This window comes from Paenibacillus sp. FSL K6-4396, from assembly GCF_038002525.1.
Classification (GTDB): Bacteria; Bacillota; Bacilli; order Paenibacillales; family Paenibacillaceae; genus Paenibacillus; species Paenibacillus amylolyticus_B.
Map to the genome: position 1 here is coordinate 1,063,786 of NZ_JBBOCR010000001.1, position 19,879 is coordinate 1,083,664.

The 19,879-nt window shown below is 47.9% G+C and carries 14 protein-coding genes; 10 read left to right on the forward strand and 4 right to left on the reverse strand.

Features of this window, described 5'->3' with window-relative positions:
• Nucleotides 1-145: 145 nt before the first annotated feature.
• Nucleotides 146-1,180 (reverse strand): LacI family DNA-binding transcriptional regulator, encoded by a 1,035-nt coding sequence (locus tag MHB85_RS04725; protein ID WP_341072485.1) that lies wholly within the window; start codon nt 1,178-1,180, stop codon nt 146-148.
• 445 nt (nt 1,181-1,625) lie between these two features.
• Here MHB85_RS04725 and MHB85_RS04730 point away from each other — a divergent pair, with 445 nt between their 5' ends.
• The 4 genes from MHB85_RS04730 (at nt 1,626) to MHB85_RS04745 (ending at nt 6,581) form a co-directional block, all read left to right on the forward strand.
• Complete coding sequence (locus MHB85_RS04730; protein WP_341072486.1) at nt 1,626-2,912, forward strand: sugar ABC transporter substrate-binding protein; 1,287 nt, start codon at nt 1,626-1,628, stop codon at nt 2,910-2,912.
• A gap of 43 nt (nt 2,913-2,955) precedes the next feature.
• Complete coding sequence (locus MHB85_RS04735; protein WP_210109698.1) at nt 2,956-4,311, forward strand: sugar ABC transporter permease; 1,356 nt, start codon at nt 2,956-2,958, stop codon at nt 4,309-4,311.
• The gene (locus MHB85_RS04740) at nt 4,308-5,144 is read left to right on the forward strand and encodes a sugar ABC transporter permease (RefSeq protein WP_091015889.1); all 837 of its coding nucleotides are present in this window, start codon (nt 4,308-4,310) and stop codon (nt 5,142-5,144) included. Before MHB85_RS04735 ends, MHB85_RS04740 begins: the two co-directional genes overlap by 4 nt.
• 150 nt (nt 5,145-5,294) lie before the next feature.
• A complete protein-coding gene (locus MHB85_RS04745; protein ID WP_341072488.1) occupies nt 5,295-6,581 on the forward strand; it encodes an MFS transporter in 1,287 nt (428 codons plus the stop codon).
• A 181-nt stretch (nt 6,582-6,762) separates the two neighbouring features.
• On the opposite strand, the gene MHB85_RS04750 is transcribed toward MHB85_RS04745, so the two are convergent.
• Nucleotides 6,763-8,919 (reverse strand): alpha-amylase family glycosyl hydrolase, encoded by a 2,157-nt coding sequence (locus MHB85_RS04750; RefSeq protein WP_341072489.1) that lies wholly within the window; start codon nt 8,917-8,919, stop codon nt 6,763-6,765.
• 446 nt (nt 8,920-9,365) lie between these two features.
• On the opposite strand from MHB85_RS04750, the gene MHB85_RS04755 reads away from it, so the two are divergent.
• Genes MHB85_RS04755 through MHB85_RS04765 form a run of 3 tightly spaced genes read left to right on the forward strand, consistent with a single transcriptional unit; the run spans nt 9,366 to nt 13,515 of the window.
• On the forward strand, nt 9,366-10,745 hold the full coding sequence (locus MHB85_RS04755) for an alpha/beta hydrolase-fold protein (RefSeq protein ID WP_341072490.1): 1,380 nt from the start codon (nt 9,366-9,368) through the stop codon (nt 10,743-10,745).
• Nucleotides 10,742-12,160 carry a hypothetical protein gene (locus MHB85_RS04760; RefSeq protein ID WP_341072491.1) on the forward strand — a complete coding sequence of 473 codons (1,419 nt, stop codon included), beginning with the start codon at nt 10,742-10,744 and terminating at the stop codon, nt 12,158-12,160. Before MHB85_RS04755 ends, MHB85_RS04760 begins: the two co-directional genes overlap by 4 nt.
• The gene (locus tag MHB85_RS04765) at nt 12,154-13,515 is read left to right on the forward strand and encodes an ANL family adenylate-forming protein (protein WP_341072492.1); all 1,362 of its coding nucleotides are present in this window, start codon (nt 12,154-12,156) and stop codon (nt 13,513-13,515) included. The genes MHB85_RS04760 and MHB85_RS04765 overlap by 7 nt, the downstream gene beginning before the upstream one ends.
• Nucleotides 13,516-13,694: 179 nt before the next feature.
• Here MHB85_RS04765 and MHB85_RS04770 read toward each other — a convergent pair whose 3' ends face one another.
• Nucleotides 13,695-15,467 carry an alpha-glycosidase gene (locus MHB85_RS04770; protein WP_341072494.1) on the reverse strand — a complete coding sequence of 591 codons (1,773 nt, stop codon included), beginning with the start codon at nt 15,465-15,467 and terminating at the stop codon, nt 13,695-13,697.
• A 223-nt stretch (nt 15,468-15,690) separates the two neighbouring features.
• Nucleotides 15,691-16,272: a hypothetical protein gene (locus tag MHB85_RS04775; RefSeq protein WP_341072496.1), complete on the reverse strand. Its 582-nt coding sequence runs from the start codon at nt 16,270-16,272 to the stop codon at nt 15,691-15,693.
• 453 nt (nt 16,273-16,725) lie between these two features.
• Between MHB85_RS04775 and MHB85_RS04780 the strand changes: the two genes are divergently transcribed.
• From MHB85_RS04780 to MHB85_RS04790, 3 genes are all read left to right on the forward strand, one after another.
• On the forward strand, nt 16,726-16,854 hold the full coding sequence (locus MHB85_RS04780; protein ID WP_341072498.1) for a hypothetical protein: 129 nt from the start codon (nt 16,726-16,728) through the stop codon (nt 16,852-16,854).
• 465 nt (nt 16,855-17,319) lie between these two features.
• Entirely contained in the window at nt 17,320-18,342 is a 1,023-nt protein-coding gene (locus MHB85_RS04785) for a hypothetical protein (protein WP_341072500.1), read from the forward strand.
• A 172-nt stretch (nt 18,343-18,514) separates the two neighbouring features.
• On the forward strand, nt 18,515-19,870 hold the full coding sequence (locus tag MHB85_RS04790) for a diaminobutyrate--2-oxoglutarate transaminase (protein ID WP_091015873.1): 1,356 nt from the start codon (nt 18,515-18,517) through the stop codon (nt 19,868-19,870).
• Nucleotides 19,871-19,879 lie beyond the last annotated feature (9 nt).

Here is a 19,879-nt window from a genome sequence, read left to right on the forward strand (position 1 = left end):
CATGGAGCAACGAAATAGTGCGAACAGTCAGGAAGCCGCATAACCATATGCGGCTTCTTTTTTTGTTAATCCGAAAACAGTGGACCACAGCGCCATACCCGTATAGGACAAACGTTTGCATTACTACACGGATGCTCGAAATGAATCAATTTGAGGGTGGTTTTGGTTTGGAAAAGAGTGAGGATTCGCGCACGATCAGACGATGGGGAATAATGACCGGATTATGAGGCTGTGGTTCCCCGCTTAGAATTTTCAACAATACCTGAACGGCTGTATAGCCCAGCTGATAGGTTCCAATGTCTATAGAACTTAATGGTGGTGAAGCCAGCTCCGATAGAGCAATATTGTTAAAACTGACCACGCTGATATCCTCAGGCACCAGATAATGAAGCTCGGCAAGAGCTCTCAGTACCCCAAAGGCCACATTGTCATCAATGACAACGATTGCGGTGGGTCTGTTTGGCAAGGACATGAACAGCGACATCGCCCTGAATCCACTTTCCTGCAGAAATTCGCCTTCCACAATCCAGTCACTATCGGCATCCAGCCCGGCTTGGGCAAGCGCCTTTTGGTATCCTAGCATGCGATCATGCGATAACGTAATGTCCGGTGGGCCGCTGACAAATCCGATTCGCGTATGCCCTTGGGCGATCAGATGATGTGTCGCATCATAAGCAGTCTGTACATTATCGTTATCCACCATGGGGGCATTGGGATGAGCTTCACTGCGACCGATTAACACAAAAGGAAACTTTTCCGCTTCCAAAAATGTGATGATGGGATCGTCTCGTTTGGACCCAAGCAACAGAATGCCATCCACTCTACGACCATGAACAAGGCGGGATATCGCGTGCAGTTCATTGTCTGATGAAGTTTCAGTAGTTAGCAGCAATTCATAATTCATACGCGTGGCATGTGTAATAATACCTCGCAGCAGTTCCCCGAAAAAGTAATTCTGGAACAATTCTTCAGCAGGACGAGGAAGCATAATGCCAAGAGTATGTGTCGTTTTGGAAACCAGGCTCTTCGCCATGATGTTGGGATGATAGTTCAATTCCTTCATGATTTGCTTCACTTTGATGGACGTCTTGGTGCTGATTCTGGGATGGTTGGAAATCACCCGTGACACTGTAGAAGGGGAAACACCCGCCAATCTGGCAATATCCTTGATCGTAATCATGTAAAAAATCCCTTCTGAACAATCGTATAAATATCCTCCTATGGTAATCCAAAGGATACGATAAATCAATTGCTAACTGCCAAATATGAGATGCACAGGAAGTAAAATAAAGGAAGAAAGAGTCTGAACAAGGAAACAGGAAATTACTGTAGGTAAAAGAGGTAAATTGGTTAAAATTGAGCAAATATGGCTTGTGCAAACGTTTGTGCAAAGAAAGTGCAGTATTGTATGATGTGATTGTTATTGTAGCGCTTACATCTTTGGTTTTACATACTTCTTGACTTATTTCCCCCTACATATTGAACGGAGGAGTCATCTTGTCTTCCATTTGAGCAAACGTTTGTACAAAAGTGAACATGGAATGCAAAACCTGACAACATACGCAGACAAAAGGGTGAAAAGCGCGAACATTGTTGGACCAAGCAGAGGGAAGGGGACATTTTAGATGAGAAAATGGCAAGGGGCAACATTGTCCGTCATGATGGCTTTTACACTGGCTGCGTGCGGGGCTGGAGGCGGAAGTCCATCTCCAACTACGGCAGGTGAGAATCCGGAGGAAGTGGTAGAGCTGACAGCCGAGAACCTTCAACCGGAAGAAGGGGCAACCCTGGTGATCTGGGAGGACAAGAATCAAAGCAGTTTTATTGAGCAAAGAGCCAAAAAATTCGAAGAGAAGTATGGGGTAACGGTCAAAATGGAGGAATTACCTCCAACCGATCAGGTAACCAAACTAACGACGGATGGCCCGGCGGGTCTCGCAGCAGATGTCGTCGTTTTCCCTCATGATAAGATTGGTAGCGCTTCAGAGGCGGGACTTATTCTACCCAATGACATATTCGAAGCAGAGACCGTAGAGAACACCAGCGACAACGCACTGAAGGCGGTGACGTTCAAGGATATCTTGTACGGCTATCCGTACAGCGTGGAGACCTATGCTCTCTTTTACAACAAAGCATTGTATCCAGAAGCTCCGAAAAACTTTGATGAGATTATCAGCTTCGCCAAGACGTTCAATAACGTGAAATCCAATCAATATGCGCTGATGTGGGAATTGCAGCAATTTTACTATAACTATGCATTCCTGGCTTCACAGGGCGGTTATATTTTTGGGGACAACGGGATGGATAGCGCGGATCTCGGTCTGAATAACGAAGGAGCCCTGAAGGGTGGACAGTTCTTGCAGAAGCTGAAGTCGGAAGTGTTGCCGCTCAAGATGGGTGACGTGAACTATGATATCAAAAAAGGATTATTCTCCAGCGGCAAACTCGCTATGGATATTAACGGCCCGTGGACCATTGCCGATTATCGCAATGCCGGTATTGATTTTGGGGTTGCTCCGCTTCCTGAGATTGATGGCAAACCGATGACCTCCTTCTCAGGGGTTAAAGCCTATTATGTAAATGCATTTACGCAATATCCGAATGCGTCTAAGCTCTTGGCAGCGTTCCTTTCCAATGAAGAGGCTCAGATGGAGAACTTTGATCTAAACGGTACACTTCCTGCGAACAAAAACGTAGCTAATGATCCGAAGTTGCAGGAGGACCCGATCAATAAGGCGTTCCTGGAACAGTTCAACAACTCCACACCAATGCCTTCGTTGCCTGCCATGGACAGCGTATGGGGACCGATCACTTCGGCCATTACGGATATATGGGATACCGATAAGGACGTGAAGGCATCACTGGATAACGCCGTGAAACAAATCCAGGAGAGCCTTGCAACCGTCCAATAAGGACGAACGACCAGGTTAGCAATAGGCGGGGAGGAGAGAGCAAATGCAACAGCAGCATGTCCCGGTGCCCGTTGGACCGAACAGGGAAAGGCAACACCGGATGACAGCGGCTATATGTTCCATCATACTGCAAGGTCTTGGACAGCTGTACAATCGACAATGGATTAAGGGAATTTGTCTACTGTTACTGGAGGGAGCAGGGCTTGCGTACCTGCTTCCTCGCCTGTCACAAGCCGTATGGGGCATATGGACACTGGGGGAGAATACACAGCGTTTTGTCAAAGTGAATGGGTCCACCGTACTTCAAAGGGGAGACCATTCCATCTTTTTGCTGTTGGATGGCATTATCGTACTACTGGTGTTTTTTGTATTTATTCTGATCTATATTCTCAATATCCGGGATGCTTACGTTACGGGAGTCGCCAGGGAGGAAGGGAAGCAGACTCTGGGTGCAGCGGCTTCGCTTCGGAACATGATGGACAAAAACTTTCCCTACCTGTTTCTGTCCATCCCGGCACTGGGCATTCTTTTCTTCACCGTTATGCCGATTCTGTTTACGATCACGATTGCATTTACCAACTACTCGGCGCCGGACCACATTCCGCCAGCCAAACTCGTGGACTGGGTGGGCTTCAAGACGTTCAGCGATCTGATTCAGCTGAAATCCTGGAGTCAGACATTCTATGGTGTACTAACCTGGACGGTCATCTGGGCTATCCTAGCGACAGTCACCACCTATTTTGGCGGTGTGCTTGTGGCACTATTGATAGAACAGCGGGGCATACGCTTCAAGAAGCTGTGGCGTACGATTTTTATCCTGCCTTATGCGATTCCGCAGATCATTTCTTTGCTGCTCATGCGTAATCTGTTTAATGGCCAGTTTGGACCAATTAATACGTACATGCGAGCGTTTGGGCTGGAGGGATTGCCCTGGCTGACAGATCCGTTCTGGGCGAAAGTCACCGTCATCGTAGTCAACATGTGGATCGGTATTCCCGTCAGTATGGTGCTCATTCTGGGTGTATTGACAGCCATCCCTCGTGATCTCTACGAGGCTGCGGAAGTGGATGGAGCATCCGCATTTCAGAAATTCCGAATTATTACGATGCCGTTCATTCTTTTTGCTACAACTCCGGTACTCATCATGCAATTTGCTGGAAACTTCAACAACTTCAATGTCATCTTCCTGCTGACGAACGGAAATCCGCTACGCGGAGATTATCAGTACGCGGGGGCGACGGACCTGTTGGTAACCTGGCTCTACAAGCTCACGCTCGATAATAACAAGTTCAATATGGCTTCAGCGGTAGGGATTATTATCTTCCTCATCATCGCTTCATTCTCCATCTGGAACTTCCGCCGCTCCAAATCATTCAAGGAGGAGGACATGATTCAATGAAGACACGTAATAATCCGCTGCGTCTGGCCCTGAGTTATGTGTTATTGGTGATTATCGCTATTGTTTCCATCTACCCGGTACTCTGGATCTTTCTCTCTTCCCTGAGACCGGGTGCGGCATTGTTCAGTGAACGGTTGTGGCCCGAAGCTTTCACGCTTACCCATTACGGTGAACTGTTCAATAACCCGTCCTTTATGTACGGCAGATGGTATATGAATACATTAAAAATCGCCTTTTTCACAATGATTTTCTCCACGTTGATGGTGACACTCGGGATGTACGCACTGTCCCGCTTCCGCTTCCGTGGACGTAAAACCATTCTATCCACCATGCTGATCCTTGGCATGTTCCCAAGCTTCATGAGCATGATTGCGATCTATATCATTTTGCTGCAAGTTAAACTGCTCGACACCCACGCTGCGCTCATTCTGGTCTATTCATCCGGAGCAGTACTGGGTGGATTTATCGTCAAAGGTTTCTTTGATACGATTCCCCGCAGTCTGGACGAAGCTGCCCGCATGGATGGTGCAAGTCATCTGCGTGTATTTACCAGCATCATCCTGCCCTTATCCAAGCCAATGCTGACCTATGTGGCACTAACCAGTTTTACTGGTGCGTGGATGGACTTTATCTTCGCCCGGCTGGTATTGCGGACGAAGGAAAACTGGACGCTGGCGGTGGGGATGTGGGATCTGGTCAACCGTTATCAGGACAGTAACTTTACGATGTTTGCTGCGGGGGCGGTACTGATCGCCATTCCAATCACCCTGCTGTTTGTGTTCCTGCAGCGATTCCTTGTTCAAGGGCTGACGGCAGGAGCCTCCAAAGGTTAATTCTGTGCCATAACAACATAGTCAGCCGCGATACCTGCGGCACATTCCAACCAGGCACTTCCGTGATGTCATGTCTTTATCGACTGGCAAAGCTGCGGAAGTGCCTGGTTCTATATGGGCTCGAATCATGATTAGGGAGGAACGTGATGTATGGGCATAAACACGTCCAGTGAGCCCGAGATTATGGGATATCAAGGAGGACAAGCTGCATTGCAAAATGCCAAGACTCCGCGAACGCTTTGGCGTAATGTTACCTTTCGGAGAATCTTGTACGGCTATGGGATCTCCGTATTCGGGGATTGCTTCAATGGGATTGCGATCAGTCTGTGGGTGTTACAGACCACAGGGAGTGCGAAGAGCATGGCGGCCGTACAGATATGTAATATGGCCGTCAGCTTCCTGTTTGGATCGGTGGCGGGTACGGTTGCAGACCGATTGGATCGGAGGAAGCTGATGCTGGCCTCGGATGTATTCCGCGGCGTAATGGCTGTGCTGATTGCGATTAGCTTATTTGGCTGGCATGCGCCGTTCCCGGTGGTACTGCTGTTGCTCTCACTCTCCATGTTTTCAAGTCTGTTTCAGGCACCTGCATTCCACGCCTCTGTAGCAAGTATGGTAGGCAGGGAGCATATTCAACAAGCAACCGGAACGATTCATATGGTGGATAATCTTGCCCGAATCAGCGGTCTTGCCGCGGCGGGAGTTGCTGTGGCTGCATTTGGAGGATTCGTCGCCATATTAATTACAGGGGCAACCTTTCTGTTGTCCGCAGTCTGTGTGCTGATGGCAGGCCGCTTTCCAGAGGTCCAGCGATCCGTTAGTCAGCAGACCACATTTGTTCAGGAATGGCGCAGTTCGTTCGGCTACATTTATCGGAATCGTCTAATTCGATCCATTGTATTGCTCAATCCGGTGCTAATCTTATTTTTCATGTCTGCCATGATGCTGGTTCAAGTGATGGCGGTCAAGGTATGGGAGGCGAATCCGGTACAATTTGGGTTAATTGAAACCTGTATTCCACTTGGATATATGATTGGCTCTGCACTGCTGATTGCTTCGGGAAAACGATTGAAACGAAGAGGGAGATGGGTATTTATCGGTCTGATTGTACTAGGCCCACTCTATATTTTTTTGGCGAATGTATCCTCACCAATCATGGCGTTGCCGTTAATCGTGGGCGGAGGTGCGATGTTCGCCTGCTGTACGATGCTCACCCAGATTATGCTGAGGACAGCCGTTCCAGACGAGCTGCAAGGAAGGGTCTATGGTGTCGTTGGAACAATCACCAGTACAGCGCCTATTCTGGGATTGACTGTTGTCTCCGTATTGGCAGATCAGTGGGGGGCAGCTTCTGTGTTGCAAGGCGTGGGCATACTGCTGCTGGCGACAGGTATTCTGGCAGCTACAACCTTGAAGTCGATCCGAACCTATCAATAAAACGTATTAGGGAGTATCAATGTTATGGATTGAACCACATGTACACATCAGCAGAGAGTGGGATAGAGGTAATCTTAGCAGCTTATGAAAAACCTAAGCATTCTGGATAAGCAAAACAAAACAAAACCCGGAACATACGCTGCGTTAGCGTAACTCCGGGTTAGCTTGTGGACAGAATATTCTATTGCCAGTTTACATTTACAGTCGCTGTTCCGCTGGTTGGTGTGGTGAACGTGTGGTTGGAACCACCTTCCCACGTAATGGTTGCTCCATTTTTCTTGAAGAATTTGAACTCCAGTTGTTTTCCAGCGGGCACGCTCACATCATAGTACCAAGTTGGGTAGGCATGGATAACTTGATTGAAAGCAGGTCCAATAGCGGTGGTGCCCGTACTCCAGTTGCCGAGTTCTGCCACATTACCTGTAAGATAGATGTTCTGACCCAGAGTGGTGGAAGCGTTGTTAATGACGAATCGTACAGTGACCTGATCACCCGTAAGGATGGTGAAGTTGTTATACGCATTGCTGTTGACGCCATTCGCAGCTACTTTCACAGCATAATTGCCTGCGGCAACAGCTGGGATCGTCACTTTGATCTGTGTATCTTCCCATGAGGTGATAGCAGCACCGGTAACGGCTGTTGTACCGAAGTATACGGTACCTTTGGTGGAGCCAAATCCACGTCCACTAATGGTAACAACATTACCCGGTTTACCCATCACCGGACCTACATGTCCGATCGTTGGTGTTGTTTCACTTGTTGTATACTGCCAGACCGCGGTTGCTCCGGCTACCAGAGTGAATGAAGAGACGGTACCATTGGTGGAAGTGATGTTATTACCGTTCAGTGCGCCGCCCAGTACATCGGTGTAGTTGCCTGTTGGCAGTGAAGTGCTTAGATTCGCAATGCTCGCTGGTGTGGAGAGATTACGGTTCACGGCAACAACAGCTACACTTTTGCCGAATTTGCGCTCATAGATATACACATCATTATTGATCCAGCGTTGCTGCGTGGAGCCGTAGGCAATGGCCGGATTGGATTTGCGAAGAGGGGCCAGCTTGCTGATGACGTTGAAGGCTGTTGTTGTTTTGGAGAAAGAAGGCATTTTGGCCCGATTGTCAGGGTCCCCGTTACCTGTCAGATACTGTTCGGTACCATAATAGATGGCAGGTACGCCGCGTGAAGTCAGCGTGAAGGCCAGCGCCTGTTCCAGACGACGGTTATTGACGGCACTTGTTTTGAAGCGATCCATATCATGGTTGTCGATAAACGTAACTTGATCATTCACCTGATTGTAATCTGCCGCTGTACCTGTAATCATCGAATCGAGGGCATGCATGTTGGATGTGTTATCCCGGAAGACGTTACGTACGGCAGAGTTAAAGCGGAAATCAAGCAGGCTCATCCCGGATTCGTTGGCAAATTCCGTGTTATCCGCATCGGATGCAGCAGATCCCAGGAACCATTCACCGAAGGTGAATACTGGCAGGTGTGCATAGATGGAGGACATCCAGCTCTTTTGCCAGCCGAGAGGCATATGTTTCACCGCATCCACGCGAATGCCGTCCACGCCCATATCAAGCCAGAGCTTGATTGCATCTTTGAAATATTGGTCAATGGTACTGTTATTGTGGTTCAGGTCAGCCAGGTCATAGAGGTTTTTGTAGATACCATTCTCCAGGGAGGAAAAATCGGAGCCGCCGTTGTGATGGAAAAATCCATTTGTATCATTTGTGTATCCGCCAACCAGGTTACCATTATCGTACAACTTGCCATTCTCAGCAAAGGACGTATCGGTTTCCATGGCAGGAGACGTATGGTTCGGTGCAAAGTCAATTACGATCTTGATGCCTTTGGCATGAGCGGTTGTAATCAGACTTTGAAAGTCAGCCATCGTTCCGAAATACGGATTGGTCTTCTTGAAATCACGTGCCCAGTAGCCATGATAAGCTGTGTTGATTACGCCGCCATAGTTGATCGTGGCGAAGATATTCTCAACCGGCTGGGAGATCCACAATGCCGTAACGCCCAGATCGCTGAAATAGTTATCGTTGATTTTGTTGATCAGACCCTGCCAGTCACCTCCGCAATACAACTTCAGGTTGCTACATGTAGCATCGTAGGCAGCCCCGGTGGGATTGTTGGAAGGATTGCCGTCCAGGAAGCGGTCCGTAAAGATCTGATAGATGACGTCTGTACTAAAGTTCTGCTTGTTGGTAACTGCGGTATCCGCATCGGCATAGATCGCGGAAGCAGGCAGATAGGGAAGTGCGCCTCCTGCAAGTAAACTGAGTGTCAGTGTTGTGCTGAGGAGTACACGTTTGGCCATTTGAAACATAGTAATCCACCCTTCTCGTGAATGTAGTAGTTTAAATAAACAACCAACCTGGCTCTTGAATAATAGCGCTTTCAATACAACGGAATGATACGCAGTGGATTGAAGACTTCCCTCCTTTTGACACGCCAACAACCCCGGCATCTCCTTCGGGAGTTACCGGGGTTGTCCTAAACCGCTCTGGTTTAAAAGCATGGCCCTCGAGTTATGATCACAACGTTATCGTAAGAAATATTGGATCTTATGTCAATAACTTTTTTGAGAGCATTTATTTTCTATTTTTATGTTTACAAAAGCACGTTCGCGCATTAAACTATTCGCAGATTCACAATATAAGGGCTATGTATCCCGGGACACGTACGTGTGTTTTGGGACAACCCCGTCTCTTCTGAGGCGGGGTTATTTGTATTATGCAGTCGAATCGGGAGAAGAGAGGCGGTTGATGATCGTTGAGTACCCATTCTGTCATCGAATGTTTGGAAGGCATTCAGGCGTCACGGCTGGGCAATATCCGCAACATTTATGTGTATCTCCCGCCCGGTTACCATGAGCAGACAGCTCGGCATTATCCGGTTCTGTACGTTCATGCAGGGCAGCGTGCTTTTGGTCCATCCGGGCCAGGTAATGAAACATGGAATATGGATCAGGCAGCAGACGGTCTTATTTCTTCCGGGCAGATTGAATCACTGATTATTGTCGGCATTACGCATGTCCGTCCAGTCAAGCACAACGAATTCTATCACTTCATCGCTCCGGAGAGAGAGGCCGTGAGTGTGGGATGCTCAGGCATCGACTATGAGTATTTTATCATTCATGAACTCAAACCGATCATTGACCATCGTTACCGGACGTTGCCGGACAAGGAGAATACCGGGCTGTTGGGTTCATCTGCTGCTGCACTTTGTACATTGCACATGGGGATGCGAAATCCGGATGTTTTCGGAAAACTGATCATGATGTCGCCATTCTATGTGGATGTGCAGCTGGACGAAACATCGGAAAGCGGGCTGTTGGAAGAAAACATGTATCGCTTGCCAGAAGAAGTACCCGACGTTCGGATCTGGATGGATATTGGAGACACGGAAGGTCTGTTTCTGCCTTCCCAGGTCAGAAGGGTAGCTCATCAATTACTTGAACGCGGAGTCAGATCGGATGAGGAATTGGCATTTTTGGAACAGCCGGATGCCTGTCATCAGGAAGGTGACTGGGGAGCACGCGTTCATCTCCCGTTACTATACATGTTCGGCCACGTTGGTAAACCCACCTCGCTCAAACTGCTTGGCAGGGATGTCATCGGACTACAGGGTGGAATGAGCGTGTGTATCAATGCACAAATGCACTATGAGAGCGGATGGGTTCAGAGTCTGCTGCATGGGAATTATTCTTCAAGTGACCCGGATGTAATCCAGGTTCGTTCGAGTGGAGAACTGGTGCCTGTCGGTATTGGAAGTGCATCCATTACGCTGACTATGGGGGAACTGTCTGCTACACGCATCTATACTGTGGTTCCTGAATTGTCCACTCATGTGGAGGTCTGTATTCATGCAGAGGTAGCCTCAGAGGAAGGGCCGGAGGAAACGATATATGGTGGGATGGGCATGAAACTTGTCCGTTCCGGTATAGGTCGATATGAGGGTTGTTACCGAGTTCCGCGTGATAGTGGATTCTCCTTCCGGTTTACTCGCGGTTTCCGTCGTTTCGAGACCGATGTGGATGGCAAACCTGTTTCCAATCGGGTATTTCGAGCGACAGATGATATGTCTGTGCATTATCTAATCCAATCATGGGGCAGTACGTCCGCCAAAACGGGAACAGGAGGCCAAAAATGATCATTCCTTCATTCGCTCCAGTGCTGGACATTCCCTATTATTATCCCTGCAATTTCCCTCTGATTCATGAAGTGCTCCATCAGCAAGGATCCATCACAAGTCTTGCACTGCTGGCGGCAAGCCGGTTGTACAGCCTTCCATCGTGCGGGGATAACGGACTGGTGAAGCCTTATTTTCACAAACTGGATTATGTAGAGCCGATCTGGGAGATGTATGGTCAGCGGGAGCTGGAAACCTTCGAGGAAGGCAAGGCGCTGATCAGGCAGCATATCGGCGAAGGTGGACTTTTTTTGGCTACAGGAACCAGTTATCATCTGCCTTACTGTGAGGATTATCAGAATCCCGAGTACATTCGCAAACACGTGAAGCAAGGCTCCCGACTGCATCTGGTAGACCATTGGATTGCCGTATATGGTATGGAAGATGAGCATGTTCACGTCTACGATCCCGTGCCCTCCAAGTATAAGGGAAAGGTTACTCAAAGGGCCTTTCATGATTTCTGGAAAGGGAACCAATGCATACCCGAGCTTGCTCACGCGAAGCGCAAAGAAAAACTCCGAACGTTTGGCACCATGGACATTCGGGCAACTGTGCAGCTTGACTCTGCCGGGTACCGAGACATGTTGACCCAGGCGTTAACAACGCAGATTGAAGAATTTCTGACAGGCCGGACGATTACACAAGGAGAGCGGAATTATTATTTTGGACATGCGGTGTCTCTGCGACTCTTAGATGCACTGCATGGGGCGAATGAAGGGAATCAGGCCAATGAAATGTTAATATCGGGTCTGCTGTTTGATATGCGATGGAGTCGATATTTTCTTCGAGATCTTCTTCAGGAGTCTGCCTTATGGCTAGGTTCTCCACTGGATCAATATGCGAGAGAATTCAGCGACATCGTCGTAGGATGGGAGAAGGCATACAAAATGCTGCAGGTCAGCCGGATGAAGAACCGCGAGCACTGGAAAGTACAGCTGACAGGTGTCATTAAAATGTTGGTCACGGATGAATGGCACTGGTATGAGTCGCTTCGAAAGTCCATGCCTCAGGCAGATTGCTTTCAACGTCAGACCGTGCCAATGATTGAACAAGAACACAGGGAGGCTTTGCTTCGTATAGTGCTGGATAGTTGCCGGGAGTTAAATGCATACCATAATACATCGATTCCGCTTGGTGAGGGTGGTAACGCCCCACTATACGGACGAAATGGGCAACTGGATTCGCTGGAACTCGTGTCATTGCTTGCTGTGGTGGAGCAGGGAATCGAAGATCGATGGGGTACGGGAATGGGAGCTGCTCTGGCGGAGATAGCTGCTGCTTCCATGCCGGAAAGTCCCTATCAGACGGTAGGCTCACTTGTTGATTATCTCGCACAACAATATTCGCCTGCTGGTGAGGAGGAAGCAAAATGTTGAACCAATTCTTGCTTGAACGATTCGCGGAACAGGGACAGCATCCTGCACTGATCTGGAAGGATCAGGAGTACAGCTATCAGTGGCTGCTGGAACGGGTTGGCATTATGGGTGAGTGGATTATAGCAGAAGGGCTGACAGGGCAACTTGTAACACTGGAGGATGACTATTCCCCATATGCAGCGGCGGCATTGGTTGCTTTGCTCGGACAAGGGTGTATCGTGCTCCCCATGGATCGGTACCTGGTTGAAGCCAAACGACAGGAATACATCGAACTGGCACAGGTGAAATGGCGGTTGAGCGTTGAAGAAGGCAAGCTATGCATTCGGCAAACGTGTGAAACTTCTGGAGAGGTTCCTGTGTTGTTAGCTACGCTGGCACAGGAGGGTGTAGGAGGACTGGTACTCTTTTCATCCGGATCAACCGGAGTGAGTAAAGCGACTGTGCATCGTGCAGATCGGCTGTTACATCGTTTTCGGCGGCAGGTTCGGCCCTTGCGAACGATTCCATTCATGATGTTTGATCATATCGGCGGTGTGAATACAATGCTGCAATCCCTGTCCAGTGGGGGATGTCTATGTATCATTGCGGATCGATCTCCCGAAGAAGTGTGCCGGACGATTGAGAAGTTTCGTGTGCAGGCACTGCCCGTCTCCCCAACATTCATGAATCTGTTGCTGTTGGGCAGAAACGATGAAGGGTATGACCTGTCCAGTCTCGAGGTTGTATCATACGGATCGGAAGTGATGCCTGAGTCCGTACTGGCAGCCTGGAACCGGAGATTTCCACAGATCAGAACGATACAGGCCTATGGCATGTCTGAACTTGGTATTCTGCCAACCCGCTCCAAAGAACCAGGTTCTCTGCTGTTCTCCATTCAAGATGAAGAGGTCAAGTACCGGGTGGTGGAAGGAGAATTGCAGATTCGTACAGCAACAGCGATGATTGGATATCTGAATGCACCATCACCCTTTACGGAGGATGGATGGCTGCGTACCGGAGATGAAGCCGTATTGGAGCAGGGGTACATTCGCATTTTGGGCCGCCGTTCGGAGATTATTAACATAGGGGGACGGAAGGTATATCCTGCCGAGGTCGAGGGTGTTCTGGAAGAGATGGAATGTATTGAAGCGGCGGTAGTTTCGGGAGAACCGAGTGGTATCACGGGTCAGAGAGTGAAAGTGACTATCCGGCTGGCTACAGAATGTACTCTCACCGATCTGCGTCGGTCCATCTGGGAATATTGTCGGGACAAGCTGCCTTCATACAAGATTCCGCAGAAAATCGTAATTACACAGGGAGAACTCGTAAGTTCGAGAATGAAGAAAATCCGTAAACCGATGATGTCGATATCCTGAACGAAATAATATTTCTCTGATTCGTTAGCCATTGAGCCCACTTATAAAATGAAGAAATTAATGTGTGGTGGGTTCGTTAGGATATGACGTATAAGATGTAGGAAAGGCTGTCTCTGGTCGACAATATGACCTAGGAGACAGCCTCTTTGATGTTTTTTTCCTTGTTAGCTGTATTTATATCAGGCCTCAGCTGGTTGTTTGACCTCCATTTGCAGTAGGGAGAAGCCGTATGCTTCCAGATCGAGGGTCAGTTTATTTTGCCTAGCTTCCACGGTGTTTGATGTGTACAGATTCCGCCAAACGTTACGCTCTGCCAAAGGGAGTTCAAGAGTACATGGCTCATCTCCCGCATTCAGCACAAGAAGCATGCGCTCACCCGTATGCGAATCCGATCGTTCGATGGCAAGACAAGGGTCTCCGGCTTTTGCATATACAATCTTCAGTTCCGTGCTGCGCAGCGCCGGGTGCTGTTTGCGAAGGGCAATCGTATGGGTGAAGAATTCCAGAAGTTCACGGTTCTGCTTGGTCTCATCCCATTCCATACACTTGCGGCAACCCGGATCATATCCCCCGTCAAGCCCCACTTCGTCTCCATAATAAATACATGGCACACCTGGATACGTAAGCAGCAACGTAACGGCAAGTTTCATCTTGCGCTCGTCTCCATCACACAAGGTCAGCAGTCTGGGTGTATCATGACTACCGAGCAGATTGAAGGCAGCTTCAGTAACCGTTTGTGAATAGGCTGCAAGCAGTTTGCCGATCTCATTGGCAAATCCGAGTCCGTCAAGCTTTTCGTTCACGGTGTAGTCCAATACCGAATTGGTAAACGGATAATTCATCACAGCATCGAATTGGTCTCCCTGAAGCCACATGAGCGAATCATGCCAGATTTCACCGAGCAGATAAGCATCAGGTTTGATGGCTTTTACCGTCTGACGGAATTCACGCCAGAACTGATGATCCACTTCGTTGGCTACATCGAGCCTCCATCCGTCAATGTCCATCTCCTCGATCCAGAAGCGTCCTACCTCCAGCAGGTACGCCTTCACGTCAGGGTGCTCCGTGTTCAGCTTTGGCATAAGCGGTTCAAAGGCAAAGGTATCATAAGTTGGGATGCCATCCTCCACACGCGGCGGCCAGTCTTTGATATAGAACCAGTCTGCGTAGGGGGAAGCGGTTCCATTCTTCATGACATCGACAAAAGGAGGGAACTCTCTGCCGGAATGATTGAATACCGCATCGAGAACGACACGTATGCCGCGCTGATGACAAGCCTCCACAAAGGTCTTGAACTGTTCATTGGTTCCAAAATGAGGATCAACCTTCATATAATCGCCTGTATTATATTTATGATTCGTAGTGGCCTCGAACAGCGGACAGAAATAGATGGCATTGACGCCCAGCTGGCTTATATGATCCAGATGATCAAGCACACCTTGCAGGTCCCCGCCGAAGAAATTCACCGGTGTGGGTTCCCCTCCCCAGGGTTCTGCATTGCTGGGACTGATGGAGGGATCACCATTCGCATAACGTTCCGGGAAAATCTGATAAAACACGGCGTCCTTCACCCACGCAGGCGGTTCAAAAATGTCGACCGGATTCATAAATGGAAAATCAAAAAACTCCAGTGGATGATCAGGCAGCGCCTGCTCGAATCCGCGCTCTGTCATCCAGACCGATTCCTCTCCCTGAATCAATTGGAAGCCATACCGTAATCTGCGATAGGGAGGTGAAGTCTCGGCTTCCCAATAATCGAACATTTCATCCCGGGCAAAGATACGCATGGGGATGTGTGTGATCGTTCGATCCCAGGCATATTTGTCCCCGGTAATGGCAATCACTGCATCCAGATCACCACGTTTGGAACGAAGTCGCAAATGCATGGTCGAGCGGTCATAAGCATAGGACCAATTGAGTTTGGGGCGATGGTAAATGGCTTCAAGAATCATGTGAATCACTCCTCGTTAGATGATGAGATTTCAGATCAATGCGGCCATAAACGCAAAAAAAGGCACAACCTCAATTGTTCACGAGGTTGTACCTTTCGGCAGCATAGCCTTTTGATTATAGTGTTATTATACGAATTAACTCAGCAAAAGAAAACACTTTTCTTCCTTAAATTTCAAATTGTTTTATTCGAAATGTAGGATGCATATCTGCAATTACTGTTTTTTATAAATCAAATCCAAGTTTATTGGCGTATGCAGAGAATTCTTTGTGAAACTTCTCGATATTTTTCTTGCCAGCAGCAATTTTGGCATTGGATTGTTTCAGGAGAGCACTGTTTACCGTTGTTTTGGAGACCGCTTTTTTAGCGAGCTGGAATCCTTCCAGCTGTGTATAGCTACCTTTGATCAGGTTGGCATGGATTTTTTGCAATTCCGCATTTTGCGGTTTAATCAGTTTCAGCTTGGATACATATTTGGTGTAGTTAGGAACTGCTGTGTTGGTCAGTTTCAGGTAAACGGACTTGCGATTGGATGATGTAATGTAAAATCCACCTCCCAAAGCATTAAAGGCTTTCTCCTCATATACCGACGCGGTATCCAACTGATCCAGGTAGTTGAGGAAATCTTCTTCTTCGACTGTAGGGATCGGTTCTTGTTCGGACGTGTCAACTTCTTCATAGTATTCGTCTTCCGAATATGTAGTGGTTGAGTCATCCGCAGCTGAGGCGTAGGACCCCGCAGGTGCGAATATTCCGCCAAGCAAGACAAAACTCATAATGATTGATAGTACCCATGATTTCTTCACGTGTTAATATCCCCTATCTATAGATGTGATTTTATTCCAATGGATAATCTAACATAGTGCGACAAGAAATTACAGGAATTGTTTTACAGTAAAATCCTTGGTTGAATGCATATGAATGAATAATGTTTCACCAGCAAAAAGGGCATGCACTAGATGAAGCTAAAAGTAAGAAGAGAAATAGGTATGTTAAGTAAGCAAGAAAAAAATTACATATATGGTTGATGTGGAATTGGATTATATCGTTGATTTCGGAGGTGATATGGTTTGAAGTAGAGTGAAATTTTTTTCCAAATAAATGCTTGTATAATGATTTCATCTCCATTACAATTCAGTTGATAATGAGATTCAATATCATTTATCAGAAAAAGGGAGACGGGTTACATCACATTGTGGCTGTTTACAACAAGTCCATCTACGTAGAAAGGTAAACCGGAAGATCTCGTTACACAGGACATGGTCCAGAAGGTTTTCCAGATGGAGTGTGAGATTGCAGTCGGTCCACTGTCCGGCACACCAACCATTATCCCGCATGGAAGGGGAAGGAAGCTGAATGGAGAACAGCGTTACACTCAGCTGGCCTGAGGATCTGAAGATGCAGATTTTGGCTGAGGAATATCGACAGACGAAGATCCCAAGAATTACTGTCAGACCTGTCTCAATTTAAACCATTAAGTATTTCTCTACGTGTTCCATGATTACTTCAATAAAGATTCGATGAATGATTCAAGCTATATCTCTATTTTTAATCCTCCTCGTCAACGCTTCTACGTTCAATGCAGATAACAGGGACAGGCAAACTCTTGGTTTCATCTGATTCAGAGATTGCCGCGTTTGTTGTACCTGTTATTCGATGTAACAAAACCACGCCGACATAAACTCACGTCAAAATCAATCTTATTTTTCCTTAAAAGTTTATTATTGACAACGAAGAACAAATTGCCATAAAATAGATTTTATATGATATTGATAATCATTATCAATATAAATCACAATAAATATTGATGAACGTATGAGCGAGTACTTTCATTCGATCGAGGAGGATTTTCAGTGTTTCCGAAAGGGATTCATAATCTGCAAAACCGACTCATTATAAGCAAAGCGAGAGAAATGGGCATCACCTGTGAGCCACTTCTTGAGGGATGCGAAGATTTTCTGAAGCTGTCTGTAGGGGATAAAGAGATCATCATTAACAAAACCAGATCTCATCGTCTGCCGTTAATCGCTGGACTGCTCGCCAAGAACAAGCAGGCATGTAATATGTTGTTGCATGAACAGGGCATGCCTGTACCGTCATTTATTGTGATTCCAGAGATGGGAAGCGAAGCAGTAACTTTTCTGAATAGATACGGCTCCATTGTAGTGAAACCACTGGATGCGAGCAGCAGCATGGGCGTGACGCTGGATGTGCGTACTGAAGAAGAACTGGAGACAGCCATTGATCTTGCGAGTGTCCACGGCAGCAGCATTATGTTACAGCAATATGTGACCGGAATCGATTACAGAGTGCTGATTATCAACGGTGAAGTGGCGGCTGTGAATGAGTATCGGCCTGTCTATATCGAGGGAGACGGGACTTCAACCGTTCGGGCGTTAATCAGGCAGTTGAATCAGGATCGAGTCGAGATGACGCCCATTGGGGAGTATGAAGCGTTTCCCCAGGTTGATGCAGAAACGGAACGAGTGCTGAAGGTATTACATGCACAAGGGACAACTCTGGATGAAGTTCCTGCTGCTGGTGAAGAAATCGAGCTATATGATCTCCGTAACTCAGCCGCCGGAAAAATCAGTGAATTCTACAAGGATTGTACCGAAATCATTCATCCCGAGAATGCGCGAATGATCATTCAGGCGGCCAAAACTCTTCAGATTGATGTAGCAGGGGTCGATGTTCGTTGTCGTGATATTCGCACGCCGATCTCCAGGGAAGAGGGGGGCATTCTGGAAGTGAACGCCTTGCCCGATCTGACACACCACGTCTTTCCCAATGGGGGGACAACTCGTGATGTGGTTCGGTTATACCTGGAGTACCTGTGTCACGAGCAATTTGAATATAAGATGTATAACTTATAACAACGGATAGATGACAATATATAACGGATATCAGATGACAGATACCATCATTTATAAATCGGAACTTACCCATGATTTTGAACCAAGACACCTTGCCATATATGAATAGGGCAGAACAAGAATCACAGGCAGCAGTTAAGCCTGAATCGATGATAAGGAGCGTTAAAGGGCTATGTCAGTAGAAGTGCAGACGGAATATCTGAAGATGCAAAATGAGAAGGAATCCAATGCAAGATCGTACCCCAGACATTTCCCACTTGTCATTAGCAAGGCCCATGGGGTGAAGATTACGGATACGGAAGGCCGCGTATTCTACGATTGCCTGGCTGGTGCAGGAACATTGGCGCTAGGGCATAACCATGACACGGTGGTCAATGCCATTCGCGATGTCCTGGATCAGCAGATTCCGTTACATACACTGGATTTGGCAACACCGCTGAAGCTTGCATATATGCAAGAGCTATTCTCCATTCTTCCAGTAGAGATGCAGGGCAAGGCTAAAATTCAGTTTTGTGGTCCAACCGGAGCGGATGCCGTAGAAGCAGCCATTAAGCTGGTCAAACATGCAACAGGCGGCAAGTCCATTCTTGCCTTTCAGGGTGGTTATCACGGTTCGACCCAAGCGACGATGTCGATGAGTGGCAACCTGAGCAAGAAACAACATTTGCAAAGCCTGCTGCCGGATGTTCATTTCCTGCCTTTTCCTTATGAATACCGCTGCCCATTTGGTGTTGGTGAAGGCATGACGGCCCGGTTAAGCGCACAGTATATCGAGAACTTGCTCGATGATTGCGAGAGCGGTATTGCTGCACCGTGCGGAGTCATTGTGGAGACGGTGCAGGGCGAAGGCGGGGCGATTCCGGCAGACATTGAATGGCTGAAGGAGCTGCGCCGAATTACGGCAGAGCGAAGTATTCCGCTCATTATCGACGAAGTGCAGACAGGCATCGGACGCACAGGCCGTATGTTTTCATTTGAACATGCCGGAATTGTACCGGATGTAATCATCTGCTCCAAAGCGGTCGGCGGAAGTCTGCCCATGTCTGTCGTCATCTATAAGGAAGAGCTGGACCAATGGCAGCCTGGTGCACACACAGGAACGTTCCGTGGCAATCAGCTGGCCATGGCTGCGGGACTTGCCACACTTCGTTATATCCGGGAACAGAATGTTCTACACAACGTACATCTGCGCAGTGAGCAGTTCATGAATCAACTGAATGCATTGAAAGAGCGACACGCCGAGATTGGTGATGTGCGTGGCAGAGGGTTGATGATCGGCGTCGAGGTGGTTAATCCGGCAGGACGCAAGGATCGTCTGGGACATTATCTGCCTAATGGTGTACTTGCTGAGTCTATTCAACGTGAATGTTTCAAGAATGGATTAATTGTGGAACTGGGCGGGCGTCATTCAGCTGTTGTTCGTTTTCTGCCGCCACTGAATATTACGGAGCAAGAATCGGGCGCGATCCTGGCGATCTTTGAGAAATCGGTAGCTGAAGCGATTGCCTTAGCAACGGCTGCATGCTGAAGCTGTCCC